At 56.6% G+C, this 22,076-nt stretch carries 17 protein-coding genes and 1 tRNA gene; 9 read left to right on the top strand and 9 right to left on the bottom strand.

From position 1 onward, the window contains the following. Positions 1–93: 93 nt before the first annotated feature. The 3 genes from clpA to E5201_RS00880 form a co-directional block, all read right to left on the bottom strand. Positions 94–2,397 (bottom strand): ATP-dependent Clp protease ATP-binding subunit ClpA, encoded by a 2,304-nt coding sequence (clpA, locus tag E5201_RS00890; protein WP_140984113.1) that lies wholly within the window; start codon positions 2,395–2,397, stop codon positions 94–96. A 197-nt stretch (positions 2,398–2,594) separates the two neighbouring features. Further along, entirely contained in the window at positions 2,595–2,933 is a 339-nt protein-coding gene (gene clpS, locus E5201_RS00885) for an ATP-dependent Clp protease adapter ClpS (RefSeq protein WP_140984112.1), read from the bottom strand. A 235-nt stretch (positions 2,934–3,168) separates the two neighbouring features. Further along, positions 3,169–3,600, bottom strand: coding sequence for a phasin family protein (locus E5201_RS00880; protein ID WP_140984111.1), 432 nt, complete (start codon positions 3,598–3,600; stop codon positions 3,169–3,171). 408 nt (positions 3,601–4,008) lie between these two features. Between E5201_RS00880 and E5201_RS00875 the strand changes: the two genes are divergently transcribed. Further along, positions 4,009–5,346 carry a D-alanyl-D-alanine carboxypeptidase gene (locus tag E5201_RS00875; protein ID WP_140984110.1) on the top strand — a complete coding sequence of 446 codons (1,338 nt, stop codon included), beginning with the start codon at positions 4,009–4,011 and terminating at the stop codon, positions 5,344–5,346. 107 nt (positions 5,347–5,453) lie between these two features. Here E5201_RS00875 and E5201_RS00870 read toward each other — a convergent pair whose 3' ends face one another. Further along, positions 5,454–6,719 (bottom strand): Glu/Leu/Phe/Val family dehydrogenase, encoded by a 1,266-nt coding sequence (locus E5201_RS00870; RefSeq protein ID WP_140984109.1) that lies wholly within the window; start codon positions 6,717–6,719, stop codon positions 5,454–5,456. Positions 6,720–7,041: 322 nt separating this feature from the next. Further along, positions 7,042–8,844 (bottom strand): hybrid sensor histidine kinase/response regulator, encoded by a 1,803-nt coding sequence (locus E5201_RS00865; protein WP_140984108.1) that lies wholly within the window; start codon positions 8,842–8,844, stop codon positions 7,042–7,044. A 224-nt stretch (positions 8,845–9,068) separates the two neighbouring features. On the opposite strand from E5201_RS00865, the gene spbR reads away from it, so the two are divergent. The 4 genes from spbR to E5201_RS00845 all read left to right on the top strand — a co-directional run bounded on the left by spbR (position 9,069) and on the right by E5201_RS00845 (position 12,584). Beyond that, complete coding sequence (spbR, locus tag E5201_RS00860) at positions 9,069–10,229, top strand: SpbR family protein (RefSeq protein ID WP_140984107.1); 1,161 nt, start codon at positions 9,069–9,071, stop codon at positions 10,227–10,229. 24 nt (positions 10,230–10,253) lie between these two features. Continuing rightward, positions 10,254–11,282, top strand: coding sequence for a glycosyltransferase (locus tag E5201_RS00855; protein ID WP_140984106.1), 1,029 nt, complete (start codon positions 10,254–10,256; stop codon positions 11,280–11,282). Positions 11,283–11,376: 94 nt separating this feature from the next. Further along, positions 11,377–11,453 (top strand) — tRNA-Met (locus E5201_RS00850). Between the two features lie 231 nt (positions 11,454–11,684). Continuing rightward, the gene (locus tag E5201_RS00845; RefSeq protein ID WP_219993530.1) at positions 11,685–12,584 is read left to right on the top strand and encodes a DUF72 domain-containing protein; all 900 of its coding nucleotides are present in this window, start codon (positions 11,685–11,687) and stop codon (positions 12,582–12,584) included. Between the two features lie 26 nt (positions 12,585–12,610). Here E5201_RS00845 and E5201_RS00840 read toward each other — a convergent pair whose 3' ends face one another. The 4 genes from E5201_RS00840 to E5201_RS00825 all read right to left on the bottom strand — a co-directional run bounded on the left by E5201_RS00840 (position 12,611) and on the right by E5201_RS00825 (position 16,837). Continuing rightward, positions 12,611–13,921 carry an MFS transporter gene (locus E5201_RS00840; RefSeq protein WP_140984105.1) on the bottom strand — a complete coding sequence of 437 codons (1,311 nt, stop codon included), beginning with the start codon at positions 13,919–13,921 and terminating at the stop codon, positions 12,611–12,613. An 88-nt stretch (positions 13,922–14,009) separates the two neighbouring features. Then, positions 14,010–14,996 carry an HlyD family secretion protein gene (locus E5201_RS00835; RefSeq protein WP_140984104.1) on the bottom strand — a complete coding sequence of 329 codons (987 nt, stop codon included), beginning with the start codon at positions 14,994–14,996 and terminating at the stop codon, positions 14,010–14,012. Between the two features lie 12 nt (positions 14,997–15,008). After that, positions 15,009–15,710 carry an ABC transporter ATP-binding protein gene (locus tag E5201_RS00830; protein ID WP_140984103.1) on the bottom strand — a complete coding sequence of 234 codons (702 nt, stop codon included), beginning with the start codon at positions 15,708–15,710 and terminating at the stop codon, positions 15,009–15,011. Then, a complete protein-coding gene (locus E5201_RS00825; protein WP_140984102.1) occupies positions 15,707–16,837 on the bottom strand; it encodes an ABC transporter permease in 1,131 nt (376 codons plus the stop codon). Before E5201_RS00825 ends, E5201_RS00830 begins: the two co-directional genes overlap by 4 nt. 228 nt (positions 16,838–17,065) lie before the next feature. Here E5201_RS00825 and E5201_RS00820 point away from each other — a divergent pair, with 228 nt between their 5' ends. The 4 genes from E5201_RS00820 to flgG all read left to right on the top strand — a co-directional run bounded on the left by E5201_RS00820 (position 17,066) and on the right by flgG (position 22,066). Further along, on the top strand, positions 17,066–19,012 hold the full coding sequence (locus tag E5201_RS00820) for a sialate O-acetylesterase (RefSeq protein ID WP_181404500.1): 1,947 nt from the start codon (positions 17,066–17,068) through the stop codon (positions 19,010–19,012). A gap of 316 nt (positions 19,013–19,328) precedes the next feature. Further along, entirely contained in the window at positions 19,329–20,276 is a 948-nt protein-coding gene (locus E5201_RS00815; RefSeq protein ID WP_181404499.1) for an IS110 family RNA-guided transposase, read from the top strand. A gap of 221 nt (positions 20,277–20,497) precedes the next feature. Next, a complete protein-coding gene (gene flgF / locus E5201_RS00810) occupies positions 20,498–21,250 on the top strand; it encodes a flagellar basal-body rod protein FlgF (protein WP_140984099.1) in 753 nt (250 codons plus the stop codon). Positions 21,251–21,277: 27 nt separating this feature from the next. After that, positions 21,278–22,066 carry a flagellar basal-body rod protein FlgG gene (flgG, locus tag E5201_RS00805; RefSeq protein ID WP_140984098.1) on the top strand — a complete coding sequence of 263 codons (789 nt, stop codon included), beginning with the start codon at positions 21,278–21,280 and terminating at the stop codon, positions 22,064–22,066. The last annotated feature ends 10 nt before the right edge of the window (positions 22,067–22,076 follow it).

Genomic DNA, 22,076 nt, shown 5'->3' with positions numbered 1-22,076 from the left:
ACCTCCCCCGCTTCGCAGGGGAGGATTTGAGAAACCAGAAAACGGAAAGTGTTATCTGCCTCGGGGCATAAGGGTGCAGGGCCTAAGGCCCTGCTAGTCGACCGTTTCGGCTTTGGAGCTGTTCTTGTCCCTGGCGGGCGTGATGTCGAAGGCGATCTTGCCATCGGCCAGTTTGACAAGGATATGTCCGCCGCGTACCAGCTTGCCGAACAGGATTTCATCGGCCAGAGGCTTCTTGATGTTTTCCTGAATGACGCGAGCCAGAGGCCGTGCACCATAGAGTTCGTCATAGCCGTTTTCGGCCAGCCAGTTCGCTGCATCCTCGGCCAGTTCGATCGAGATATTGCGGTCAGCCAGTTGCATTTCCAGTTGCAGGATGAACTTCTGGACAACCTGCGAAATGACTTCGGGTTTGAGCTGGCTGAAGGGCACGATGGCATCGAGACGGTTACGGAACTCCGGTGTGAACAGACGCTTGATAGCGGCGTCATCCTCACCTTCGACCCGTCCGCGACCAAAGCCGATCGAGTTCTTCTGGTTGTCCGAAGCGCCCGCGTTTGTGGTCATGATCAGGATCACATTGCGGAAATCGACCTTTTTGCCTACGGCATCTGTCAGCTGGCCATGATCCATGACCTGAAGCAGGATGTTGTAGATATCCGAGTGGGCCTTTTCGATTTCATCGAGCAGGACAACCGCGTGCGGTTGCTGATCGACGGCATCAGTGAGCAACCCGCCCTGATCGTGGCCGACATAGCCCGGAGGCGCACCGATCAGGCGCGACACCGTATGGCGCTCCATATATTCGGACATGTCAAAGCGCAGCAGTTCGATACCGAGCGTTGACGCCAGTTGCTTGGCCACTTCGGTCTTACCCACGCCGGTCGGGCCGGAGAAGAGGTAGCAACCGATAGGCTTTTGCGGATCACGCAGACCGGCACGGGCCAGTTTCATGGCCGATGACAGCTGGGCGATAGCTTCGTTCTGGCCAAAGACCACCCGTTGCAGGTCAAGTTCCAGATCACGCAGGGCCTCGGTGTCTGATTTGGAGATCGACTTCGAAGGGATGCGGGCGATCTTGGCAATGACCGACTCGATTTCTTTCGGGCCAATGACCTTTTTGCGCTTTGATTCCGGCAGCACCATTTGCAGGGCACCGGCTTCGTCGATGACATCAATGGCCTTATCGGGCAGCTTACGATCGGTGATGTAACGCGCCGACAGTTCAACCGCCGTCTTGATGGCCGGATCGGTGTATTTCAGATTATGGAAGGTCTCATAGTAAGGCTTGAGGCCCTTCAGAATCTTGATGGTGTCATCCAGCGTTGGCTCATTGACATCGATCTTCTGGAAACGACGCACGAGGGCGCGATCCTTCTCGAAGTGCTGACGGTACTCCTTATAGGTCGTGGAACCCATGCAGCGCAGGGCACCCGACGCCAGAGCCGGTTTCAGCAGGTTAGAGGCATCCATAGCCCCGCCAGATGTCGCACCGGCACCGATGACGGTGTGGATTTCGTCGATGAACAGCACGGCATTCGGGTGGGCCTCAAGTTCCTTGACAACCTGCTTGACGCGTTCTTCAAAGTCGCCGCGATAGCGGGTGCCCGCCAGAAGCGTGCCCATATCGAGGCTGTAGATGGTGGCACCCGACAGAACTTCGGGGACTTCGCCATCGACGATTTTCTTGGCCAGACCTTCGGCGATGGCGGTCTTACCGACGCCTGGATCGCCCACCAGCAGCGGGTTGTTCTTGGTGCGGCGGCACAGGATCTGAATGCAGCGTTCAACTTCGGCCGAACGTCCGATCAGCGGATCGACCTTGCCGTGACGTGACTTCTCATTGAGGTCAACACAATAGGCCGACAGGGCATCATTAGAGGCGGCCTTGCCGTTCTTGTCCTCGGGCGGCGTATCTTCGGTCGCGCCGCGCACGGCACGGGGTTCGGATGCGCCGGGCTTTTTGGCAATGCCGTGGGCAATATAGTTGACCGCGTCATAGCGCGTCATTTCCTGCTCCTGCAGGAAGAAGGCGGCATGGGATTCGCGCTCCGAGAAGATGGCCACCAACACATTGGCACCGGAGACCTCGTCACGGCCGGAGCTTTGGACGTGAATCACTGCGCGCTGAATGACGCGCTGGAAACCGGCGGTGGGTTTGGCTTCTTCGGATTGCGGAACGATCAGAGACTTCAGGTCGGTCTCGATATAGGTTGCCAGAGCTGTGCGGAGTTTCACCAGATCGACATTGCAGGCGGTCATGACGCCCGCAGCGTCAGTGTCGTCCACAAGGGCCAGCAACAGGTGCTCCAGGGTCGCATATTCGTGGTGATGCGCATTGGCATGACCGACGGCGCGGTGAAGGGTTTCTTCGAGGGCGCTGGAAAACGATGGCATGACGGCCTCTCCTTGGAGCTGAGGTTACTAAGGGTACGCTACGGGTATTAATCCTTCTCCATCGTACACTGGAGGGGATGCTGATGACGCCATGAAAGCTTAGGATTCGTCGTCATCGGAAATCAGTCCTTTTCCATAGTACATTGAAGCGGGTGCTGATGACGCCATGAAAGCTTAGGATTCGTCGTCATCAGAAATCAGTCCTTTTCCATAGTACATTGAAGCGGGTGCTGATGACGACGGGCCATGTCCACGACCTGCGCGACCTTGGTTTCCGCCACCTCATAGGTATAAACGCCGCATACGCCCACGCCCGTTTGATGGACATGGAGCATGATCACTGTGGCTTCCTCGCGCGATTTATTGAAAAACCGCTCAAGGACGTACACCACGAACTCCATAGGCGTATAATCGTCGTTGAGTATTAAAACCCTATAAAGAGAGGGTTTCTGAGGCTTGGGCTTGGCATCGATAATGGCGAAGGGCGCATGGGCAGGCTTGTCGCCATCCGTTACCTTCGGAGGGCGTGAAGCCATTGTGTGCGCCTTAGGTGTCGTCACCATTACCTCTGTTTTTGTCTTCGTCTCAGTATTCAAGATAGTGCAAACTTTGTCGCTGTTAAGGGGGTGTCGGGCCAAAGGCGGTATTATTCAATCACAGTTTAATGAGACTCGTTACAAAGCGACATGAATTTCGCGTGAGCAGAAAATAAAAAATCCCCGTCGCAAATCTGCGACGGGGATTTTATCTCTGAGGTCTCAGATTGTCCGATTAACGGAAAGACTGAAACTTTTCGACCGAGGCCGTAAGGCGCGTGTTGATTGGCTTGAAGCTGTCCTTGAACGAAGCCGACAGGGTTTCGGTCAGGCTGTTCAGTTCGGCCACGTAGGATTCAAGCGACTTCTTGGCGTAAGCGGACTGAAGTTCAACGACTTCCTGTACGCTCTTGGCCGAAGACAGGCTCTTGGCAGCGGCAACGCCTTCTTCCCAGTTCTTCTTGGTGAAGGCAGCGGTTTGTGCGCCAACCGCTTCGGCACCTTTGGTGGCGGCGGTGAAGCTTTCGACCAGAGCTTCGATATTGCTCTTGGACAGGCTGTTGAGTTCGTTCAGCGCGCCGATGCTCTTTTCAACACCGTCTTTGAAAGCCTGATTGCCAGCGGCAGCAACGCGATCAGTGGTGGCTTTGAATTCTTCTGCAGACATGGAGGTATCTCCGTAAAACGTTAGGGGGGAACGCAGATCTCAGATAAGGGGCTTTAACCCGTTTGGCCGACAATCCATATGCAACGCGTCTGCCAAATTTGACCTGTGTATAACGCACGCGCAGCATGAAGTCAACAAAATTTGTGCACTGCACAATGGTGACGCAATTGTGATGACGGTTTTGCCCTTTTCAGGCGAATTCGGACGCATTTTAGCCTGAAAAGGCCTTCATTGAATAAGGACTTGGTAAGGTTTTGGGCGTGTTCTGTTATCAGAGTAAAAAAATCTGACAAATTCCGTTTTCAGACTTATGGTTAGTGACGGACGGACAGATTCCAGAGCTTTGTAAATCGGTAGCGTAGCCGGGCAGACAATGACTCGTGGCGTTTAGTTTAGGCAGGACAAAGTATGATGCGTAATTGGTCAGACCTTTGGGGCGGAATAAGACAACCCTCTTTTATGGTGCGGGCGCTTAAACCTGTGGCGTCACTGATGGTGGCCTCAGCTTTGGTGGCGACACCGGCTCTGGCGAATGATCCGGCGGATAATCCACGTTACGCCGCAATCGTTGTGGACGCCCAGTCCGGTGAGGTCTTCTATTCCATGCGCGCCGACAGCCCGCGCTATCCGGCCTCGATCACCAAGGTTATGACGCTATATATGGTCTTTGAGGCCATGGCGCGTGGCGAGGTGAAGCCTGATGATCTGATCACGGTATCGCCGCATGCGGCTTCGATGCCGCCAACCAAGGCAGGGCTTCGGGCCGGCGAAACCATTACGGTTGATATGGCCATGCGCCTTGTTGCGGCCTATTCGGCCAATGATCTGGCGGCGGCGTTAGGTGAGCATATTGCCGGAAGCGAAAGCCGCTTTGCCGCCCTGATGACCGTTAAGGCGCATGAGCTTGGCATGACGCGCACCAATTTCGTCAACGCCTCGGGCTTGCCGGACGATCGTCAGGTCTCAAGTGCGCGTGATATCGCCATTCTGGCGCGGGCGGTGATGCGCGACTATCCGCAATATTATGAATATTTCCACGTGCGCAGCATCGAATATCGCGGACGCACCTTTAATAACCACAATCCGCTTCTGGCCATGCCGGGTGTAGATGGTATGAAGACGGGCTTTATCCGCGCGGCGGGCTATAATCTGGTGGCCTCGCAGCGCAAGGGCGACCGTCGCCTGATTTCGGTTATGCTGGGCGGATCGGACAAGGCGCAGCGTCGGGAACATGTCACCCAGCTGATGAAGACGGGTTTTGACGTCATCGACCGCCGTGACAAGGGTGAGGCGATCACCATTGCGCAGGCTGAGTTCCGTTCGCCGCGTTATAACATCATCGGTTCCAATCAGGTGCTTTATGCGGCCTTAGGGGCAAATGAAGACAATAGCACGACCGTGCAGCGTCTGAGCAGCAACACGGCCAATGCGCCCGCAGTTGTCGATACACTAACGCGCCCGAAACCTGAGGCTAAACAGGCCGCGGCTAAGGCTGTGGCCAAAAAGAAAAATCCGAATGCGGTCTGGGGCGTCCAGGTCGGGGCCTTCAAGCAGAAGTCTCTGGCAGATAACTGGCTGGCCAATCTGCAAAAGCGTTTTGACCTCAAGACGGCTAACCGCGAAGTCACGAAGACAGAAGCGGGCTGGTATCGTTCACGCTTTACCGGCCTCACTCAGGCCGAAGCCCAGAACGCCTGTAAGGAAATCAAAGCCAAGCGTCTGGATTGTATGGTTATCAAGTCCTGATATTACAAAGGGTTTTCTGGCCTTTTCAGCTTAGAGCCCTTTTTGAACAGCCGTAAAAAAAGCCCCACTGGAAACAGAGGGGCTTTTTAGTGTGGTTATTGCCGGGTTTAGTAGTCAGCAAAGAAGTCCTGCGTGCCGTGAGCCTCAATGGCTTCGGCCAGACGGGCAAGCGCGTGAACATAGGCAGCGGTACGGACGCTGGTCTTGTTCTTCTGGGCAATGTTCCAGATGGCGCGGCCTTCACGCTCAACGATCTTCAGCAGGCGAGCATGGATTTCTTCGAGATCCCAGGCGTAGCCCTGACGGTTCTGTACCCATTCAAAATAGGAAACGGTCACGCCACCCGCATTGGCGAGGATATCCGGCAGGACCACAATACCCTTCTTGTTGAGGATTTCGTCGGCTTCAGGGGTGATCGGGCCATTGGCCAGTTCAACGATGACGCGGGTCTTGATCTTGTCAGCGTTGTGGCGGTGGATCATGTCCTCAAGGGCCGCCGGTACCAGCACGTCGGATTCGATCTCAAGCAGTTCGTCGCCGGAAATAGCCTTCAGGCCGTTTTCAGCGGCAAAGGCGCTGACGCGCTGACCGGCGTTCTTGGCTTTGATAAGGGCGGTGACGTCCAGACCGTTTTCGTCATAAACAGCGCCTTCGGAGTCGGACACGGCGATGATCTTGTGGCCGTCACCAGCCATGAGTTCGGCCATGTACTGTCCGGCATTGCCGAAGCCCTGAATGACGACGCGGGCCGGGCCATCGAGGTTCAGATCCTTGGCCAGATGGCGCACCAGATAGAAGCCGCCACGAGCCGTAGCGTCGTTACGGCCGAGCGAACCGCCGAGCGCAATAGGTTTACCGGTGATCACGCCGGGTTCGTTACGGTCAACGATTTTGTTATACTCGTCGGCCATCCAGCCCATGATCATGGCATTGGTGTAGACGTCGGGCGCAGGGATGTCGCGCTCAGGGCCGATAACGCGGGCAAAAGCCTGCATATAGCTACGTGACAGGCGCTCAAGTTCTGCCTTCGACAGCTTGCGTGGGTCAACCTTAACGGCGCCCTTACCGCCGCCGTAGGGCAGGTTCATGACGGCGCATTTGAAGGTCATCCAGAAGGCGAGGGTCTCGGCTTCTTCAGCGGAGGCGTCGGGATGGTAGCGGATGCCGCCCTTGGTCGGGCCGCGGGTGTCGTCATAGCGGCAGCGCCAGGCCAGGAAGGAGCGACGCGAACCGTCATCCATACGCACTACCAGACGGGCCTTGGTTGTCTCCTGCGGATATTTAAGCTTTTCGATCACGTCCGCATCGACATTAAGAAAGCGGGCAGCTTCATCCAGACGCTCAAGGGCGCGATCAAAAAGATTATCCGTCATGTGGTCTCCAAATAAGTCTGGCCCCAGCTCTCAGACGCTTTAGGGCGGTGGCGCATTATTGTGTTTTTGGGTGCAATTTTCCCTTGCGCTATCGCTTTGAAGCGTGAGCGCACTTTTTTGCGACTGCAGACTTATTGCGTTAATTTTTCTGACACAAGAGATTTTTAAGTTTCATATGAAACTAAAATGGTTTCGTGTGCAATGACATTAACCTGAGTGTGGGTAAGTTTTTGTCTGAAAAACCTTTAGAAAAAAGCTGAGTCACAGGCGCAAAAGGGCTCCTATTTACCGTTGTAGGCCTGTCGTGAGGCGACAGATTTTTTTACTCCGCGTCGCTTTGTATCAGGGCACGGGTCAGTTCGGCGGATGACACAGGGCCGAGCAGCGGCAGGACGCCCATGTGGCTGAGCGCCTCGGCCTGTTCGCCGTCCGGCAGGAGAGCCAGTATCCTGAGGCGGGTTTCGCTTTGTGTATCCCGCAGACGGGTAAAATAGGCCTCAAGCTTGTCGCGGTTCTGGGGGAGGGACAGGTCTTCAAAACTATTCGTAGCGATCAGGCAGGCGTGCAGCCGCCCCTGCTGGGCCAGAGACAGGGCACGCGTGCGACTTTTGGCGCTGAGGCACCTATGCCCCATCTCCTCCAGAAGATTGCGCAGCTGGGCGCCCTCAAGCGGGTCATCAGCCAATAGCAGGATGGTTTGATTGGCTGGGGTTTCAGTGTCTGCCTCAGGCTCAGTCGAATCGGGTAACGGTGCCTCGGCCTGAGCGTCAAATGGGAGGTCCAGTGTAAACCGTGATCCGAGACCAGGGGTGGATTGCGCCTCAAGCCGTCCGCCCATCAGTTCGGCCAGTGTACGTGACAAGCTTAGGCCCAGACCGGTGCCCGCATGGCCCGAAGAGGTGCGCATAATACGCGCAAAGGGGACAAAGGCCTGTTCAAGTTCGGCGGCGTCCAGACCGGGGCCGGTATCGGTGACTTCGAGCCGGACATAGCCATCGGCCGCGCTGTGGTATCTCAGGCTGACGCGTCCCGAGACCGTATAGGTAACGGCATTGGTCAGAAGGTGGGTCAGTATCTGCCGGACGCGCTGAGGGTCGGCAATGACCGCCCCCTTGTCGGGCCCCCCATCAGACAAGGGTGTGGGGAGATGTAACTGAAACTCAAGGCCTTTGGCGCGTGCCATCTGGGCAAAGCTGGCACTGAGTTCCTCGGTTAATGCTACCAGATTCAGTGGTTCAGGCGCGACACTCAGACGCCCTGAACGGGCCGTGCCGTCATCGACCGTATTGGTCACCATATCTAGCACCTGATTGACAGTCGTCAGGGCCTGTTCGACCTGCTTCTTCGGGGCCGGTGCGCGGGCCAGAAGGCTGAGGCTCTGGGACAGGGTCAGTTCCAGTCCGCGCATGGCCGAGGCCACTTCGTGCGACAGGGTTTGCATCAGGGCCATCTGGGCATGGCTTAGTTCGTCACGGGTCTTCAGCATCTGTTCGCGGTCAAGCGATAGCTTCAGCTGGCGATATTCGAGCAGGTAATGTTCCCGTAAATGCCGGTTGAGCACCAGCCCGAAGGCGAGCGCCAGACTGAGGCCTGCGGTCACCAGATGCGCCAGTGAGCCCGCGCCCCCATCCGCTGGCAGGGTATGAAGGGCAATGATCGGGCCCGCCATGGCCATCGGGCCAAGCGTCAGCAGAAAAATCAGAATCGGTGAGCTGAAGAAGATGATGCCTGCGGCAGCACCAGCGCAGACCGTCAGGAAGATAATGGCATCCGGGCCGCTGTCGGCGACGTTGAGCGAGATCACCATCACCCCCAGTGCCCACAGGCCGCCGCACAGCCATTGCTGGCGCAGGCGTGTGTCTATTTGTTCCGGCTCAAGCGTTTCCGTTGCGCCCTCTACCTTCAGGGCCGGTTTCATCAGAAAGAAGGCCAGCCATAAAACGGCAAAGAGGCAGAGATTAAGACCAAGCATCACCGGTGAGAGGAACGACAGGGCTGACCAGATATAGATAGGTAATCCTATGCCGAAAAAGGCCAGTGCATAGGGCAACAGCCGTACCTGTGCCCTTAAGCCGTAATCAAGGGCAATACGGTCGGAACTCAGGGGGCTACGCGTGTCGGTCATGGCTCGTTTTTACGCCCAAGACCTTGCCAAGCCGTTAGTAGAAATAAAGGAACGATGTGTTTGTTAACAGCTTTAGACACAGTCCCGTGAATGCGTATCAGAAGTAAACGCTTCATTAACCGCTCCGCGTGAGAATCCGGCGGTACTTTATTCCCGTATCTTCCTGTACCTTCCCCGTGTCTTCTTCCCCCGTGTCTTCTTCCATGAGCCGAAAGGATTTACCCATGTCTGTATCGCGTCTCATCTTGTCCGATCAGGATATTCAACGGTTGGTCAAAAGCGAAAATGCCGATGATCGGGCAGTGGCGGCACATAAGATGTGTCGCGTCATTGAGGGTACGGCCCTAACGGCAGAGGAACGGGCAGCGGCACAGGATATTATCCGTATTGTCGCCGAAGATGCCGCCGAACTGGTGCGCCGCGCCCTGGTGGTGACCTTGCGCACTTCGGGTCTGGTACCCGTCGATGTCGCCCACAAACTGGCGCTGGATGTGCCTGCGGTTGCGGTGCCGCTCCTGACCCATTCGCCGGTTTTCAGCGATGACGAACTGGCGGAAATTGTCAGAACCGGCGGGCCGGTGCGGCAGATCGCGGTGGCCAAGCGTGATGTTCTGTCTGAGCCGGTGACATCGGCTCTGGCCAGCTATGGCGTTGAAGAGGCCGTGGTCATCGCCTGTGCCAACGACAATGCCTGTTTTAATGACGGCAGCCTTGTCTGCGTCTTTGACCGGTTCGGCACATCTGAGATCGTGCAAAGTGCACTGGTGCATCGCAAGGCCTTACCCGCTTCGGTAACCGAGCCGTTGCTGCAGGTGGTCGGTGAGGCGCTCAGGCAGCAGCTTATCAGCCGTCATGCGGTGGCGCCTGAGGTGGCCATAAAACTGGCGGAAGCGACTCGGGAACGGGCAACGCTGGAGATGCACGATCCGGTCGTCACCCGTCGCGATCCGGCAGAACTGGCGCAGCATCTGGCGCGTGTGGAGCGACTTACGCCTTCGCTGATGCTGCGGGCGCTGGCGCGCGGACAGATGACCTTCTTTGAACATGCGCTGGCGGTCATGTCGGGCGTGCCGCATGGGCGTGCCGCCCTGATGGTGCATGATGCGGGGCCGCTGGGGTTCCGGGCGATTTATGATCGGGCCGGTTTGCCCGCCCGCCTGTTCCAGACCTTCCGTACGGCGCTTGAAACCTATAGAGTGTTAAAGGCCGAGCAGGGCTATCTTGAGCCTTTGCAGTTTCAGGAGCGCCTGATCGAGCGCTTTCTGACGCAGGTGCCCTATGCCTCACGCGATGATCTGGTGCATCTGTATGAAAGACTGGATCGTGACGCCCAAGGCAGGTATTGGGGGGCGACGGCCACGGTTTCACCGGCACAGGCTGCGTAGATTTAGTTTTACCGGAAGCGGTCTATGCCTATTATCAATCTTATGACCGCCAAGGGGCGTGGCGGCCTTGAGATCATGGCCCTGCGTTACCACGAAGCCCTTGAGGCCGCAGGGTTCGACGTCTTAAGTGTTGGGCACCCTGAGGGTGTGCTGGCGGGCCTTAAGGCGTTTCAGCCTCTGAAAACCGGCTTTAGCTATGATCCTCTGGCGGCTTTGAGGTTCAGGTCGATAGCGCACGGGCATCAGGCTGACTGTGTGTTGGCGCATGGCAATCGCGCCATTGCGCTGGCCGCGCACGGGTGGTCTGGCTATGCCCACCGGACGCTGGCGGTGGTGCATAATTTTCGCTTCAAGTGCGATCTGGGCAAGGTGCGCGAAGCGTTATGTGTATCAGATGCCGTGCTTGGGGCCGTGCAGCAGGCCCATCCGGCGCTTACGGCGCGGGTGGTCGAAGATTTTGTACCTTTGGTCAGCCGACCGGTTAAGGCGGCCCCTCAGGGCGTACCGCGGATTGGCGTTCTGGGGCGGTTACATGTCAATAAGGGCTTTGATGTTCTGCTTGAGGCGGTGGCGCGTCTGCGTGACGAAGGTGTGCGGGTGAAGCTGCGTATAGCCGGTGACGGGCCGGAAAAGGACGCCCTTACGGCTCAGGCGGCGCGTCTGGGGCTGGGGCCCGAACAGGTTGAATTTGCGGGCTGGGTCAGTCCGGTGGAGGATTTTTTGGCGCAGGCTGATGTGTTTGTGCTGCCGTCAAGGGTTGAGCCGTTCGGGCTGGTGGTCGCTGAAGCCATGGCCGCTGGTGTGCCGGTGATCGCAAGCGATATCGACGGGCCAAAGACTATACTTAAAGCCGGAGAACTAGGGCTTATGGTACCGCCCGAAGATCCGCTGGCTCTGGCGATGGGACTTAAGGCGGTATTTGCTGACTGGTCTGCGGCGCTTGAGCGCGCCCGCAAGGCACAGGCTCATGCCCTTGAGACCTATGATCAGAAGGCCGGACAGGCGCGGTTGACGGCTGTTCTGCGCGACGTGGGGCAGGAAATCGGGGCATAAGCTGAAATCGACGCTTGAACCTTAGGCGCAGATTAGATATAGGCGGCGCTTCACAGGTTCCGGTATGCCTATTGTGCCGTCGGGTTGTGTATGTGGTTGGGTAGCTCAGATGGTTAGAGCGGTGGATTCATAACCCACAGGTCGGCGGTTCGATCCCGCCTCCAACCACCATTTTATCTTCACATTAAAGTCCTTCGCTTTGCTCAGTGTACTTTAATGTGAGGCCATCCTGAAAAAATCAGCTCGAAGCGGTTCTTCGCTGATTTTTGCTTTTTTCAATTCATATCACAGCGCTCCGCGAGGGCGTGAATGCTCGCCGGCGCCCGGTCGGGCGCTGAATTTGACTTCACTGCATCTCACCTTCTGATCGAAATTTAACTGTGGCAAGATCATTCTGGGCCGATGAATGGATCGGATGCCATAAAGCCCAAGCCTACGCCCGAAGAACGGCGGGCGAGAAAGGCCGAGCGCCGCGCCAAACAGCGCGTGGCCAATGCCGGACGGGCGGAAAAAATGCACAGGGCGCGTATGGAAAACGGCGAGCGGCCACAGGCTGATTTGGCATCGCCGCCCGCTTTGAATATCGGATGTTCCGGCTGGTTTTACTGGCATTGGCGTGGGCCTTTTTATCCTAGCCAGATGCCGACAAAGGAATGGTTTGCCTTCTATCAGGCGCAATTTGATACGGTCGAACTCAATGCGCCTTTCTATTCATGGCCTACGGTTAATGCCGTAAAAACATGGCTTAGTAACGCGCAAGGTCACGACTTTGTTTATACCGTAAAAGCGAATGAACTGATCACCCATATTCGCCGGTTTGAGGACGTTAAGGCACTGATCGAAGATTTTGGCTATGTTGCTGATCTGCTTGGCCGGCGAATGGGATGCTTTCTTTTTCAGTTGCCGCCGAGCGTGCATTACAGTCCCGAGCTTTTGCAGGGCATAATCAATCAGCTGGATCACAGGCGGCGTAATGTCGTCGAATTCCGGCATCCGAGTTGGTGGAACGATGAGGTGTTCGACGTTTTTCGGGCGCGGGGCACGATTTTTTGTACCTGTTCCGGGCCGGGCCTGCCCGATGACATGATCCGCACGGCGGATGACGTCTATGTCCGGTTTCACGGTACGGAAAAGTGGTATCGCCACCTGTATAGCGAAGGCGAGATCGACGTCTGGGCGCATAAGATCAGGGACAGTGGCGCGAAAAGAGTCTGGGCCTATTTCAACAATGATTTTGGCGGCCATGCCATCGTTAATGCGCTGCAACTGCGTGATAAACTGGAATCTATGCTTGCAGGCTGAGGCTGAAGAAGTTGCGTACACCTATATTAATCAGGTGACGGTTGCGCATAGGCGGCGGATATCTGGCGGTAATATTTTGACCGGAACGCCCAGATCGTCACCACGACACCAATAATGCCGGACAGGGTAAAGACAAGTGCGATGCCGCGTGCCGGACCTGTGCCGAACCAGCTGCCAATTGTCGCTGCGCCGGTGCCGTCCGTCATAAACGGAATGACGACAAATTGCGTCAGGGGGCCAATCAGGAAGGCGGTCAGGGGTGAGGCCGCCTGTTCGACCGACTGGGCGAATCCAAAGACCCGTCCCTGACGTTCAAGCGGTACAACCTTTTGCAGGGTGGTGTTTTCCGCTGCCTCGGCATAAGGGCCAAGAAGCATCCAGATGAAGCAGCCTCCGGCCAGCAACCAGATGGAGGATTGCAGCGTAAAGACGCAGCACACGCCCCAGACAATCAGATTGACCAGCAAAAGCGTGCGCACCGGATTTTGCCCCAGTCCGGTGCGGGAAATGATGATACCACTGAGGATGAAGGCGCTGGATAGCGCACCGAACAGCAGGCCCCAGGTCTGGACGGAGACAAGCGACAGGCCATAGGCGTCGAGCAGGGCCATAAAGACTCCGCCGAGGAAATTGTTGAAGGTGGCAAAGAAGATAAGCGCAAACAGCCCCGGTACGGCGGCAATGACCTTAATGGTGCCCTTAAGGTCAATCTGGCGGGGCGCTGAGGGTTCTTCAGGCGTCGGATCGGGTCTGGGTTCATTGACAGGCACAAAGACGAGGTGGGCGAACGACAGCAGGCTGAAGGCAATCGCCAGTATCAGCGTGGCGAACATGCCGCCCCACGCCACCAGAAAGCCGCTGATAACCGAGGTGGTGAGAAAGCCTATGCCGGTGACCATGCCGACCAGACCATTGGCCTTGTCTCTGCGGTCTTCGGGCACAAGAATGGTGACGAGCGTGGGCAGGGCAATAGAGCGGATATTGCCCGCGATGACGCCCAGCATAATCAGAAGCACCAGTACCCAGAGGGGATAGCCATAGGGGTTGGTGAAGGCCACCTGAGGGAAAGCCATCAACAGGGCCAGAGACAGGCTGTAAAAGATAGCCGACACAAGGCTTGAGGCCAGCATGGTCAGCTTTTTTGAATGGTGATCCACCAGACTGCCGAGCCAGATGCCAAATCCGGCGGTGAATACCAGATAGACGCCCGCAATCATGCCGGTCGCAAAGACCGACCGGGTCTCGATAAAAGTCCAGAAGGTCAGGGCGAACCAGACCGTGAAATTGGTGATATTGGCAACCAGATTGTTGCCCAGAAGGTGATAAAGGGTGCGCATGCGTGCATCTCAAAAGGTTCTGGAAATGACCACCCTCTGAGGCGCCCTGTCAACCTGATTTACTAAGGCTGACAGGGGGCACCGTTTCTTACTTTTTGGCCGGTGTTGCGGGCTGTGGCGCTTCGCGTTTAACGCCAGCCTTTTCGCCGGGCTTCATGAATTTCACCAGAACGCGCTGACCGATCAGGAACGGTACGCCATCAGCAGATACGACGACTTCGACGACGCGCTCATCGGAGGCTTCGTTGCCACCATCGGATTTCAGGCGGCGGGCACCAAAGGTAGCGGCGACCCGCTTGACCGTGCCGACATAGACCTTTGACTGATCGGTTTCGGGGATGATTTCGGCTTCCTGACCAATGGAGACATCAGGGATCGAGCTTTCGACGATTTCCGAACGGATGATGCGCTCGGTTTTCGGCTCAAGATCGAACATGGTCGAAACGTTCAGCGTTGAGGCACCGGCACCGGGGTTGGCGTAGCGGCGGACAATGCGCCCGTCGACTGGTGCGCGTACCAGCGTCAGTTCGAGATCATATTCCGACTGCGCCAGACCGGCACGGGCCGAGGCAATGGCCGCGTCCTGTGAGGCCAGCGTGGCTTCGGCTTCGCGAATGGCGTCGCGTTGGGCATCAAGTTTTTGGGCGGCGACAAAGTTCGATTTCGCCAGTTCCTCATAGCGTCTGTATTCGCGCCGCGCACTGTCGAGGCGCACCTGAGTCAGCCCTTTGGCGGTGACGGCTTCGTTGACGGCGGCACGGGCGCGGCTCACCGCCAGACGCGGCTGGTCAGCTTCCTGACGGGCAAGGATTTGTCCCTTTACGACCTCATCGCCTTCCTGAACCAGCACTTCCTCGACGACACCGGCACGGCGGGCCGCGACCTCAATGACGCCGCCTTCGACATCGACCTTACCATTGGCAATGGCCGCAAAGGGGGATTCAGGCGCCTTAACCTCGGTGCCGGGCTTGGCACCGCCCGGCGGTTGCGCGCCACAGGCAGACAGGGCCAGCACGGCGGCAACCGGAAGCCAGAGACGATTAAAGGGGCGAGGGGTTGATTTCATAGCGGACATGAGAGGGCTTCTTTAAGGCTTGTTGACGAAATGATCGCTGAGGATCTTACCGTCTTCCATATGGATAATGCGGTCGGCATAGGCTTCGAGGCGCGGGTCGTGGGTTACGCAGATAACCGCGGCACCATGCTCATGCGCGGCGCGATGCAGGAGCTTGATAACCACCTGACCGGACACGGAATCGAGCGCCGAGGTCGGCTCATCCGCAAACAGAAGCTGCGGATTTTTCGACAGGGCGCGGGCAATCGCCACGCGTTGTTTTTCGCCGCCCGAAAGGGCAGAAGGCATCTGATTGAGGCGCTTTTCTAGGCCCACCTCGGTGAGGGCGGCTTTCGCGCGTTTACGGGCCTCGGATTTAGGCACGCGGCAATATTTCAGTACTTGCTCGACCTGCTGAGTTGCATTAAGCGCGGGAAACAGGTTGAAGCCCTGAAAGATGAAACCGCAGTGATCGAGACGGAAACGGTCGATCCTGGCTTTTTTCTTAGTCCAGAGATTTTCACCCAGCGCGATAACTTCGCCAGCGTCAGGCTTCAGGAGGCCGGAAAGAGTGGCCACCAGGGTAGATTTGCCCGATCCCGAAGGCCCCATGACCATGGTTACCTGACCATGATAGGCGTTGAAATCCACGTCTTTTAAGACATCCTGACGGGTCTTGCCGATCTTGTAACTCTTGGTGATGCCCTTGGCGTCAATGGCCAGTTCTTGAGTCATCGTAACAAATCCGCTGGCTGGCTTTTCTTGAGGACGCCGAGCGACAGAAGGCCCGACACGACGGAGATCACCAGAAGCATAATTGCGATCGTGATGATGGCCCACATAGGATAGTACATGCTGAGGTTAAACAGTCTGGCCAGAGCGGTGACACCGATCACCAGAACCGCGGTCAGTCCCAGACCGGCAACTCCAACCCAGAAGCTTAGTTCCATGATGATCAGCCTCAAACTGCCCATCGACACACCCAAAGCCCGAAGCGAGGCGAACTCTTTGATGTTGGCAAGAATGGCCCCTTGAAGGGTTTGCCAGGTGATGACCACGCCGATAAAGACACCAACCAGCAGCATGAAGCCCAGCATGATCGAGATGAAGCTGTTTTTAAACATCTCGGCCTGATTTTGCTGCGACAGCTGATCGCGTGTCCAGGCCTTGTATTGTCCTTTACCTATAGCATTGAGTTCTTCGGCGACGGTGGCGGCGCGGGCCGGATCCCGCAGCTTAACCAGCAACGAACCGACGCGCGGGCCTTCGCTATAGATGCCCAGAAGTTTGGCCGTCTGGCGCGAGGTGAAGATCATCGACTGGAACAGGCTCGGGTAATTATCGACCGTGCCGCGCACATTAACCGTGCGGCCATTCAGATTGGCCTTGTCGCCGACCTTAACCCCAAGCTTGTTCAGCGAAGTCGCATCTAGGATGACCGAATAGGGTTCCTGAAGGGCTACAATAATATGTTCAGGAAAATCGTTAGGCAGGGTCACGGCCCCTTCCATAGGGTCAACAACAATAACCTGCACACCTTCGCGGCGCATGGGTTGCTCAGGGGTCGGGAAATTCTGCCAGAATGCCCAGCTTAGGGTATAGGGCATGACCTCTACGACTTCGGGATGCTGAAACAGGGTCGGGATGTTGCGACGCGGCTGGGTCGAACCGAAACCGTCGGAATCGGGCGGCAGCACCATCAGGTCGGCAGGCGAGCGGTCGATGGTCGCGGTAAAGGACTTACCGATACCCATGAACATACCGACCAGTGCCAGAACCAGCAGACCCGCCACAGCCAGCGCAATGACCGCCGCCATATAGCGCCGCCATTCATACAATAGAGTCGAAAGGGCCAGAGACATGATTACAGAGACATTTTTCTTATGGTTTCCTCAGTGGATTTCAGCTTCGCCTGTTGTGGTCGAAAAATCCAATTAATTCGCCGTAATGCAGGTTTGCCCCGTTGCGTCCGGTATTTGTATTTCAAATATTTAAATTATAAGACATTAAAAAAACTGTATTTTTCTCCGTTGCTGTCAGGCGGTTGGCGCGTTAAGTTAAGGCAAAACAACGATATCGGGAGAAGACGGATGCGGGCGCTTATTTATGGTGCGGCACTGGCGGGGCTATTGTTACCCACGTGGGGAATGGCCGATACTAAACCCCTTTTGGCGGACATGTTTCAGGATCATGCCGTTTTGCAACGGGATAAACCTGTAACGCTATGGGGGCAGGCCGGTGCAGGCGAAACGGTTACGCTGTCGCTTGATGGTACGATAACAAATGCCATTGCGGGAACTGACGGGCGTTGGCAAACGAACCTGCCTGCAAGGTCTGCCGGTGGGCCATTCCGGCTTGAGGTGCAGACCTCAGCCGGTGCCACTCAGGTCGTCAATGATGTGCTGGTTGGCGATGTTTTTCTGTGTTCCGGTCAGTCGAACATGGAATGGCCGGTTAGCCGGTCCTATGGGGCTGACAGTCTGGCGTCGGAGTCTACCAATGAGACGATCCGATATCTGAATGTGGAAAAGCATGACAGCCTTAAGCCGCTTGTGCAGTTCAATACACCGGTACACTGGCAGAAAGCGGCACCGGAGACTGTGCCGCACTGGTCGGCGGTATGTTATACTTTTGCCCGTGACCTGCAAACGACGACGAAGGTGCCGATTGGCCTGATTAATGCCTCATGGGGCGGGTCAAATATTCGTCCGTGGATCAGTGAGCAGGGTTTGCGCGCCGTGCCAGGGCATGAGGAATCGCTTGATTTGCTTAAGCTTTATGGTGAGGACGAAGCCGCGGCCTATGGTCAATTCGGCAATGACTTCGCTCGTTGGTGGGCCGCGAGCGGCGGCGAGGGTGCGCCGTGGGGTGCCTTACCCAAAGATGTCAATAAATGGCCAAAAGTGCCGGATGTGACCCAGTATTTTGAAAACTGGGGGATAGATGAACTGAAAACCTATAATGGGCCGCTGTGGTACGCCAAAAGCGTGAAACTATCGGCCGCTCAGGCGCAGGGCGATGCCACCCTCACCCTTGGGCCGATTGATGATATCGACCAGACCTGGGTCAATGGTGTAGGTGTTGGCTACACCGCAGGGCCGTCTACGCCGCGTGTCTATAAGATACCGGCAGGCACACTTAAGGCCGGTGATAATGTCATCACTATCAACGTGCTTGATCTGTGGAGCTATGGCGGTCTGTTCTCGGAGACGCCGCGTCATATCACTTTTGCTGACGGCAGTTCGGTGGCGCTCGATGACGGCTGGCATTACCATAGCGTGCCGCACGATCAGCGTAACCCGCCAAGCGCGCCCTGGGGCAATATCAGCGGACAGACGACCCTGTATAACGGCATGATTGCGCCGATCGGGGCTTATGGCCTTAAAGGCGCGCTGTGGTATCAGGGCGAGTCCAATGCCGGTGAACCCTTCACCTATGAGGCCTTGCTGACGGCACTGTTTAAGGACTGGCGCGGTCAGTTCGGCGATGACCTGCCGTTCCTTGTGGTGCAGTTGGCTGATTTCGGGCCGCGCCCCGTCAAACCGGTCGATTCCTGGTGGGCGCATATCCGTGAAGCTCAGCGTCAGGCGGTCACTAAGGATGGTAATGCGGCTTTGGCGGTGACACTGGATATTGGTGATCCGAATGATATTCACCCGCTGGATAAAACGACCGTTGGCAAGCGTTTGTCGCGGGCGGCGCAGTCGCTGATCTATAAGGCCAGCCATACCCGTTCAGGGCCGGTGCCGGTATCGGTGACGCGCACTGCAGGGACGGTGGTGATCCGCTTCGGTCAGATTGACGGGACGCTGGTGTCCTACAGCACCGCCTTCCCGATCAGTTTTGAGCTGTGTGAAGAGGATCGCTCAACCTGTCAGTATGCGCCAGCCACCCTTGCGGGGGATCAGGTGCGCCTGACCGGGCCGGCGGTCGGGACGGCGAAATATGTGCGCTATTGCTGGGCCGATAGCCCGACCTGTACGCTGTATGACAGTGCGCTTCCGGTTGGCCCGTTTGAGGAAGCGATTAGGCCGTAGGTTGGAGCATACTTCCCCATCTCATGATGGGGAAGGTGGCGGCGAAACGTTTGTTTCGCTGACGGATGGGGTTTCTTGCTTTCTGACTGTAAAAGATACCCCACCACCCCTTTGCTTGCGCAAAGCGGTCCCCCTTGTTTGTAGAATATGTGAGAAGATGGGTTGGGATCAGAGATCTGACCATCGCTGATCCCGTCCATTGGAAGGGTCGTTACCCCCTTAGCCTTTGAGGGCTGTCGGGGAGCTTGACCACCATTGGGTTCCTGCCTCGGATGGTTGCATGGGCGTTAAGGCCCGAAGACACAAGGTTGAGATCATGGAACAGGTACAGTCTATCACAGGCGTGGCCGGTGTCGATATCGGCAAGTTATGGTTGGATGTTGATGTGTGCGAAGCTAGCCATCATCAGCGGTTCCACCATACGCCGGAAGGTCTGGCGCAGATGGTCGTCTGGCTGCGCGATCAGGGCGTCCATCGGGTCGGGATGGAGGCTTCGGGCCAGTACGAGCGCGATGTACGCGAAGCGCTGGAAGCGTCCGGCTTCGAAGCCATCGTGCTTCAGCCGCTGGAGGTCAGGGCGTTCGCGCGTTATCGCCGTATCCGCCTGAAGTCGGACAAGGCCGATGCGCATCTTATCGCCAAAGCGACGGCTGCTTATGAAGGCGTTGTCGCCCGGTTTGACCCGTATCTGGTTGATCTGGCGGAACTTATGACGGCCTACGAGCAAACCAGCCAGCTTCTGGCGCAGGTCAGAACCCTGTGTGAGCACCATCGGCTTGAGGTCATAAAGGCCATGGACAGCGAGCGCATTCTCTATCTGGAGGCTCAGAAAGTCCGGCTTCGTCAGCTGATCCTCGAAGCGATCCGCGCACATCCTGACCTCAAGGCGCGGTTTCAACTCCTGAAAAGCCTGCCCGGTGTGGGCGATATCACGGCCATGAGCCTGGTTATCCGCATGCCGGAACTGGGCCGCATGGCACCTGGAAAGCCCGCGGCCCTGCTTGGGGTTGCGCCATTCGACCGTGATTCCGGCCAGTTTCACGGCAAGCGCTTCATCACCGGCGGGCGCTCAAGGCCCAGAACCTTCGTTTATCTTGCTGCCCTCTCTGCCAAACGCATGAACTCAGGCTTCAAAGCCTTCGCGCAACGCTTGCTCGACGGCGGCAAGCCCAAAAAAGTCGTCATCGTCGCTATCATGCGAAAGCTTATCGAAGCCGCCAACATCGTGCTCAAACGAAAAACACCCTGGATCAAATACGCCTAATCCACATGGTTGCTCCCCGCCAAAGGCAGGGAGGTATGATAGCATCGACCCGGCAGGATTTACCCATTCCTGCCGGGTCTTTTTATGGGCTGAAAAAAAATATACAACAATAACAAATAAGTAATTACTTACTTACAACTGGCACGGCTTTTGCTTAACCCTAATCATTATGGTTAACGCCACTTTTAAGGGTGGCTCAGGCAAAGGAAAGGACGCGCCGGATGGATAATACGACCTATGTTGCCCTGTCGCGTCAGCTGGTGTTGCGCCGTGAACTGGATGTGACGGCTAATAACATCGCCAATATGAACACTACGGGCTATAAGTTCGAGCAGCTTCTGGTCAGTCCTGAGCGTGGCCGCCCGACCTTTAATGACCCGATCAAGACTGCCGCCCATTTTGCCTTCGATAAGGGCATTGGCCGTGACTTTTCGCAAGGCACCTTTCTTCAGACCGGCAATCCTTACGATCTGGCGATTGATGGCGAAGGCGCTTTCTTTGTCGTCAATGGCGCGAACGGTAATCTTTATACCCGTGACGGGGCCTTTACGGTCAATAACGAAGGCGTTCTGACGACGCAGAACGGCCTTGTGGTGCAGGGCGATGGCGGCGGTGAAATCCGTCTTAATCCGCAATATGGCGAGCCAACCATTTCACCGGACGGTATTGTCAGCCAGCGTGCCGAAGACGGGGCTGTGCGGGTCGGCAAGATCGGTGTTGTGCGTTTTGGCAATCTGGCCGATCTCGAAAAACGCGGCGACAATCTGTTTGCCGCGACGACCAATGTGCCGCCGGTGCCGGCGACCGATGCGCGTGTGCGTCAGGGTTTGCTTGAGGCGTCGAACGTCAATGCGATTGCCGAGATAACCAAGCTGGTGGAAATCAACCGGGCCTATGCCTCGGTATCCAAGATCATCGAACAAAATCAGGAATTAAACCGCACCGCCGTTGAGCGGCTTGGCCGTTCGGCCTGACGCTAAGAGTGAGGTAGGAGACAGACTATGCGCGCCTTGAGAACCGCTACGACCGGTATGTCCGCCCAGCAGATGAATGTCGAGGTCATCTCGAACAACATCGCCAACATGAACACGGTCGGCTTCAAGCGTCAGCGGGCTGAATTTCAGGACCTGCTGTACCAGAACGTTGAACGCATGGGGGCGCAGTCTTCGGAAACCGGTACCGTTGTGCCTACGGGTATTCAGGTCGGTGCCGGTGTGAAGACGGGCAGTGTCTATCGCATCATGACGCAAGGCTCACCGACGCGTACCGAGAACACCTACGATATTGCCATTGATGGTAAGGGTTATTTCCAGATCCTTCTGCCGTCAGGGGAAACCGCCTATACCCGTGCCGGTAACTTCGCGGTCAATGATCAGGGCCAGCTGGTGACCAAGGATGGCTATCTGGTGCAGCCCAATATCACCATCCCTCAGGACACAACCGATGTGTCGATCTCGAAATCCGGTCAGGTGCAGGTCATTCAGGACGGGGTGACGACGCCGGTGGTCGTGGGTCAGCTTGAGATTGCCACCTTCTATAATGAGGCCGGTCTTGAGGCGATCGGTGACAACCTGTTCCTTGAGTCGGGCGCTTCGGGCCCTGCCAATATCGCGACCCCCGGTGAGATCGGTTACGGCACGCTGATGCAGCATTATGTCGAAGCCTCGAACGTTGATGCGGTGTCAGAAATCACCGCGCTTATCGTGGCGCAGCGGGCCTATGAGATGAACTCCAAGGTCATCACCACGGCCGATGAAATGCTGTCGGTTGCTTCACAGCTCAGGTCATAACGGAAGGATA

This window comes from Asticcacaulis tiandongensis, from assembly GCF_006475605.1.
In the GTDB taxonomy this organism is placed as follows: Bacteria; Pseudomonadota; Alphaproteobacteria; order Caulobacterales; family Caulobacteraceae; genus Asticcacaulis; species Asticcacaulis tiandongensis.
Note: the sequence above shows the minus strand (reverse complement) of the source record. Positions and strands in the feature narration are given on the sequence as shown.

Coding starts and splice junctions, on each gene's coding strand:
- flgG (WP_140984098.1), top strand. CDS start 21,278: ATGCGCGCCTTGAGAACCGCTACGACCGGTATGTCCGCCCAGCAGATG.
- E5201_RS00815 (WP_181404499.1), top strand. CDS start 19,329: ATGGAACAGGTACAGTCTATCACAGGCGTGGCCGGTGTCGATATCGGC.
- E5201_RS00825 (WP_140984102.1), bottom strand. CDS start 16,837: ATGTCTCTGGCCCTTTCGACTCTATTGTATGAATGGCGGCGCTATATG.
- E5201_RS00830 (WP_140984103.1), bottom strand. CDS start 15,710: ATGACTCAAGAACTGGCCATTGACGCCAAGGGCATCACCAAGAGTTAC.
- flgF (WP_140984099.1), top strand. CDS start 20,498: ATGGATAATACGACCTATGTTGCCCTGTCGCGTCAGCTGGTGTTGCGC.
- E5201_RS00875 (WP_140984110.1), top strand. CDS start 4,009: ATGATGCGTAATTGGTCAGACCTTTGGGGCGGAATAAGACAACCCTCT.
- E5201_RS00880 (WP_140984111.1), bottom strand. CDS start 3,600: ATGTCTGCAGAAGAATTCAAAGCCACCACTGATCGCGTTGCTGCCGCT.
- spbR (WP_140984107.1), top strand. CDS start 9,069: ATGTCTGTATCGCGTCTCATCTTGTCCGATCAGGATATTCAACGGTTG.
- E5201_RS00845 (WP_219993530.1), top strand. CDS start 11,685: ATGAATGGATCGGATGCCATAAAGCCCAAGCCTACGCCCGAAGAACGG.
- E5201_RS00865 (WP_140984108.1), bottom strand. CDS start 8,844: ATGACCGACACGCGTAGCCCCCTGAGTTCCGACCGTATTGCCCTTGAT.
- E5201_RS00820 (WP_181404500.1), top strand. CDS start 17,066: ATGCGGGCGCTTATTTATGGTGCGGCACTGGCGGGGCTATTGTTACCC.
- E5201_RS00870 (WP_140984109.1), bottom strand. CDS start 6,719: ATGACGGATAATCTTTTTGATCGCGCCCTTGAGCGTCTGGATGAAGCT.
- E5201_RS00835 (WP_140984104.1), bottom strand. CDS start 14,996: ATGTCCGCTATGAAATCAACCCCTCGCCCCTTTAATCGTCTCTGGCTT.
- E5201_RS00855 (WP_140984106.1), top strand. CDS start 10,254: ATGCCTATTATCAATCTTATGACCGCCAAGGGGCGTGGCGGCCTTGAG.
- E5201_RS00840 (WP_140984105.1), bottom strand. CDS start 13,921: ATGCGCACCCTTTATCACCTTCTGGGCAACAATCTGGTTGCCAATATC.
- clpS (WP_140984112.1), bottom strand. CDS start 2,933: ATGGCTTCACGCCCTCCGAAGGTAACGGATGGCGACAAGCCTGCCCAT.
- clpA (WP_140984113.1), bottom strand. CDS start 2,397: ATGCCATCGTTTTCCAGCGCCCTCGAAGAAACCCTTCACCGCGCCGTC.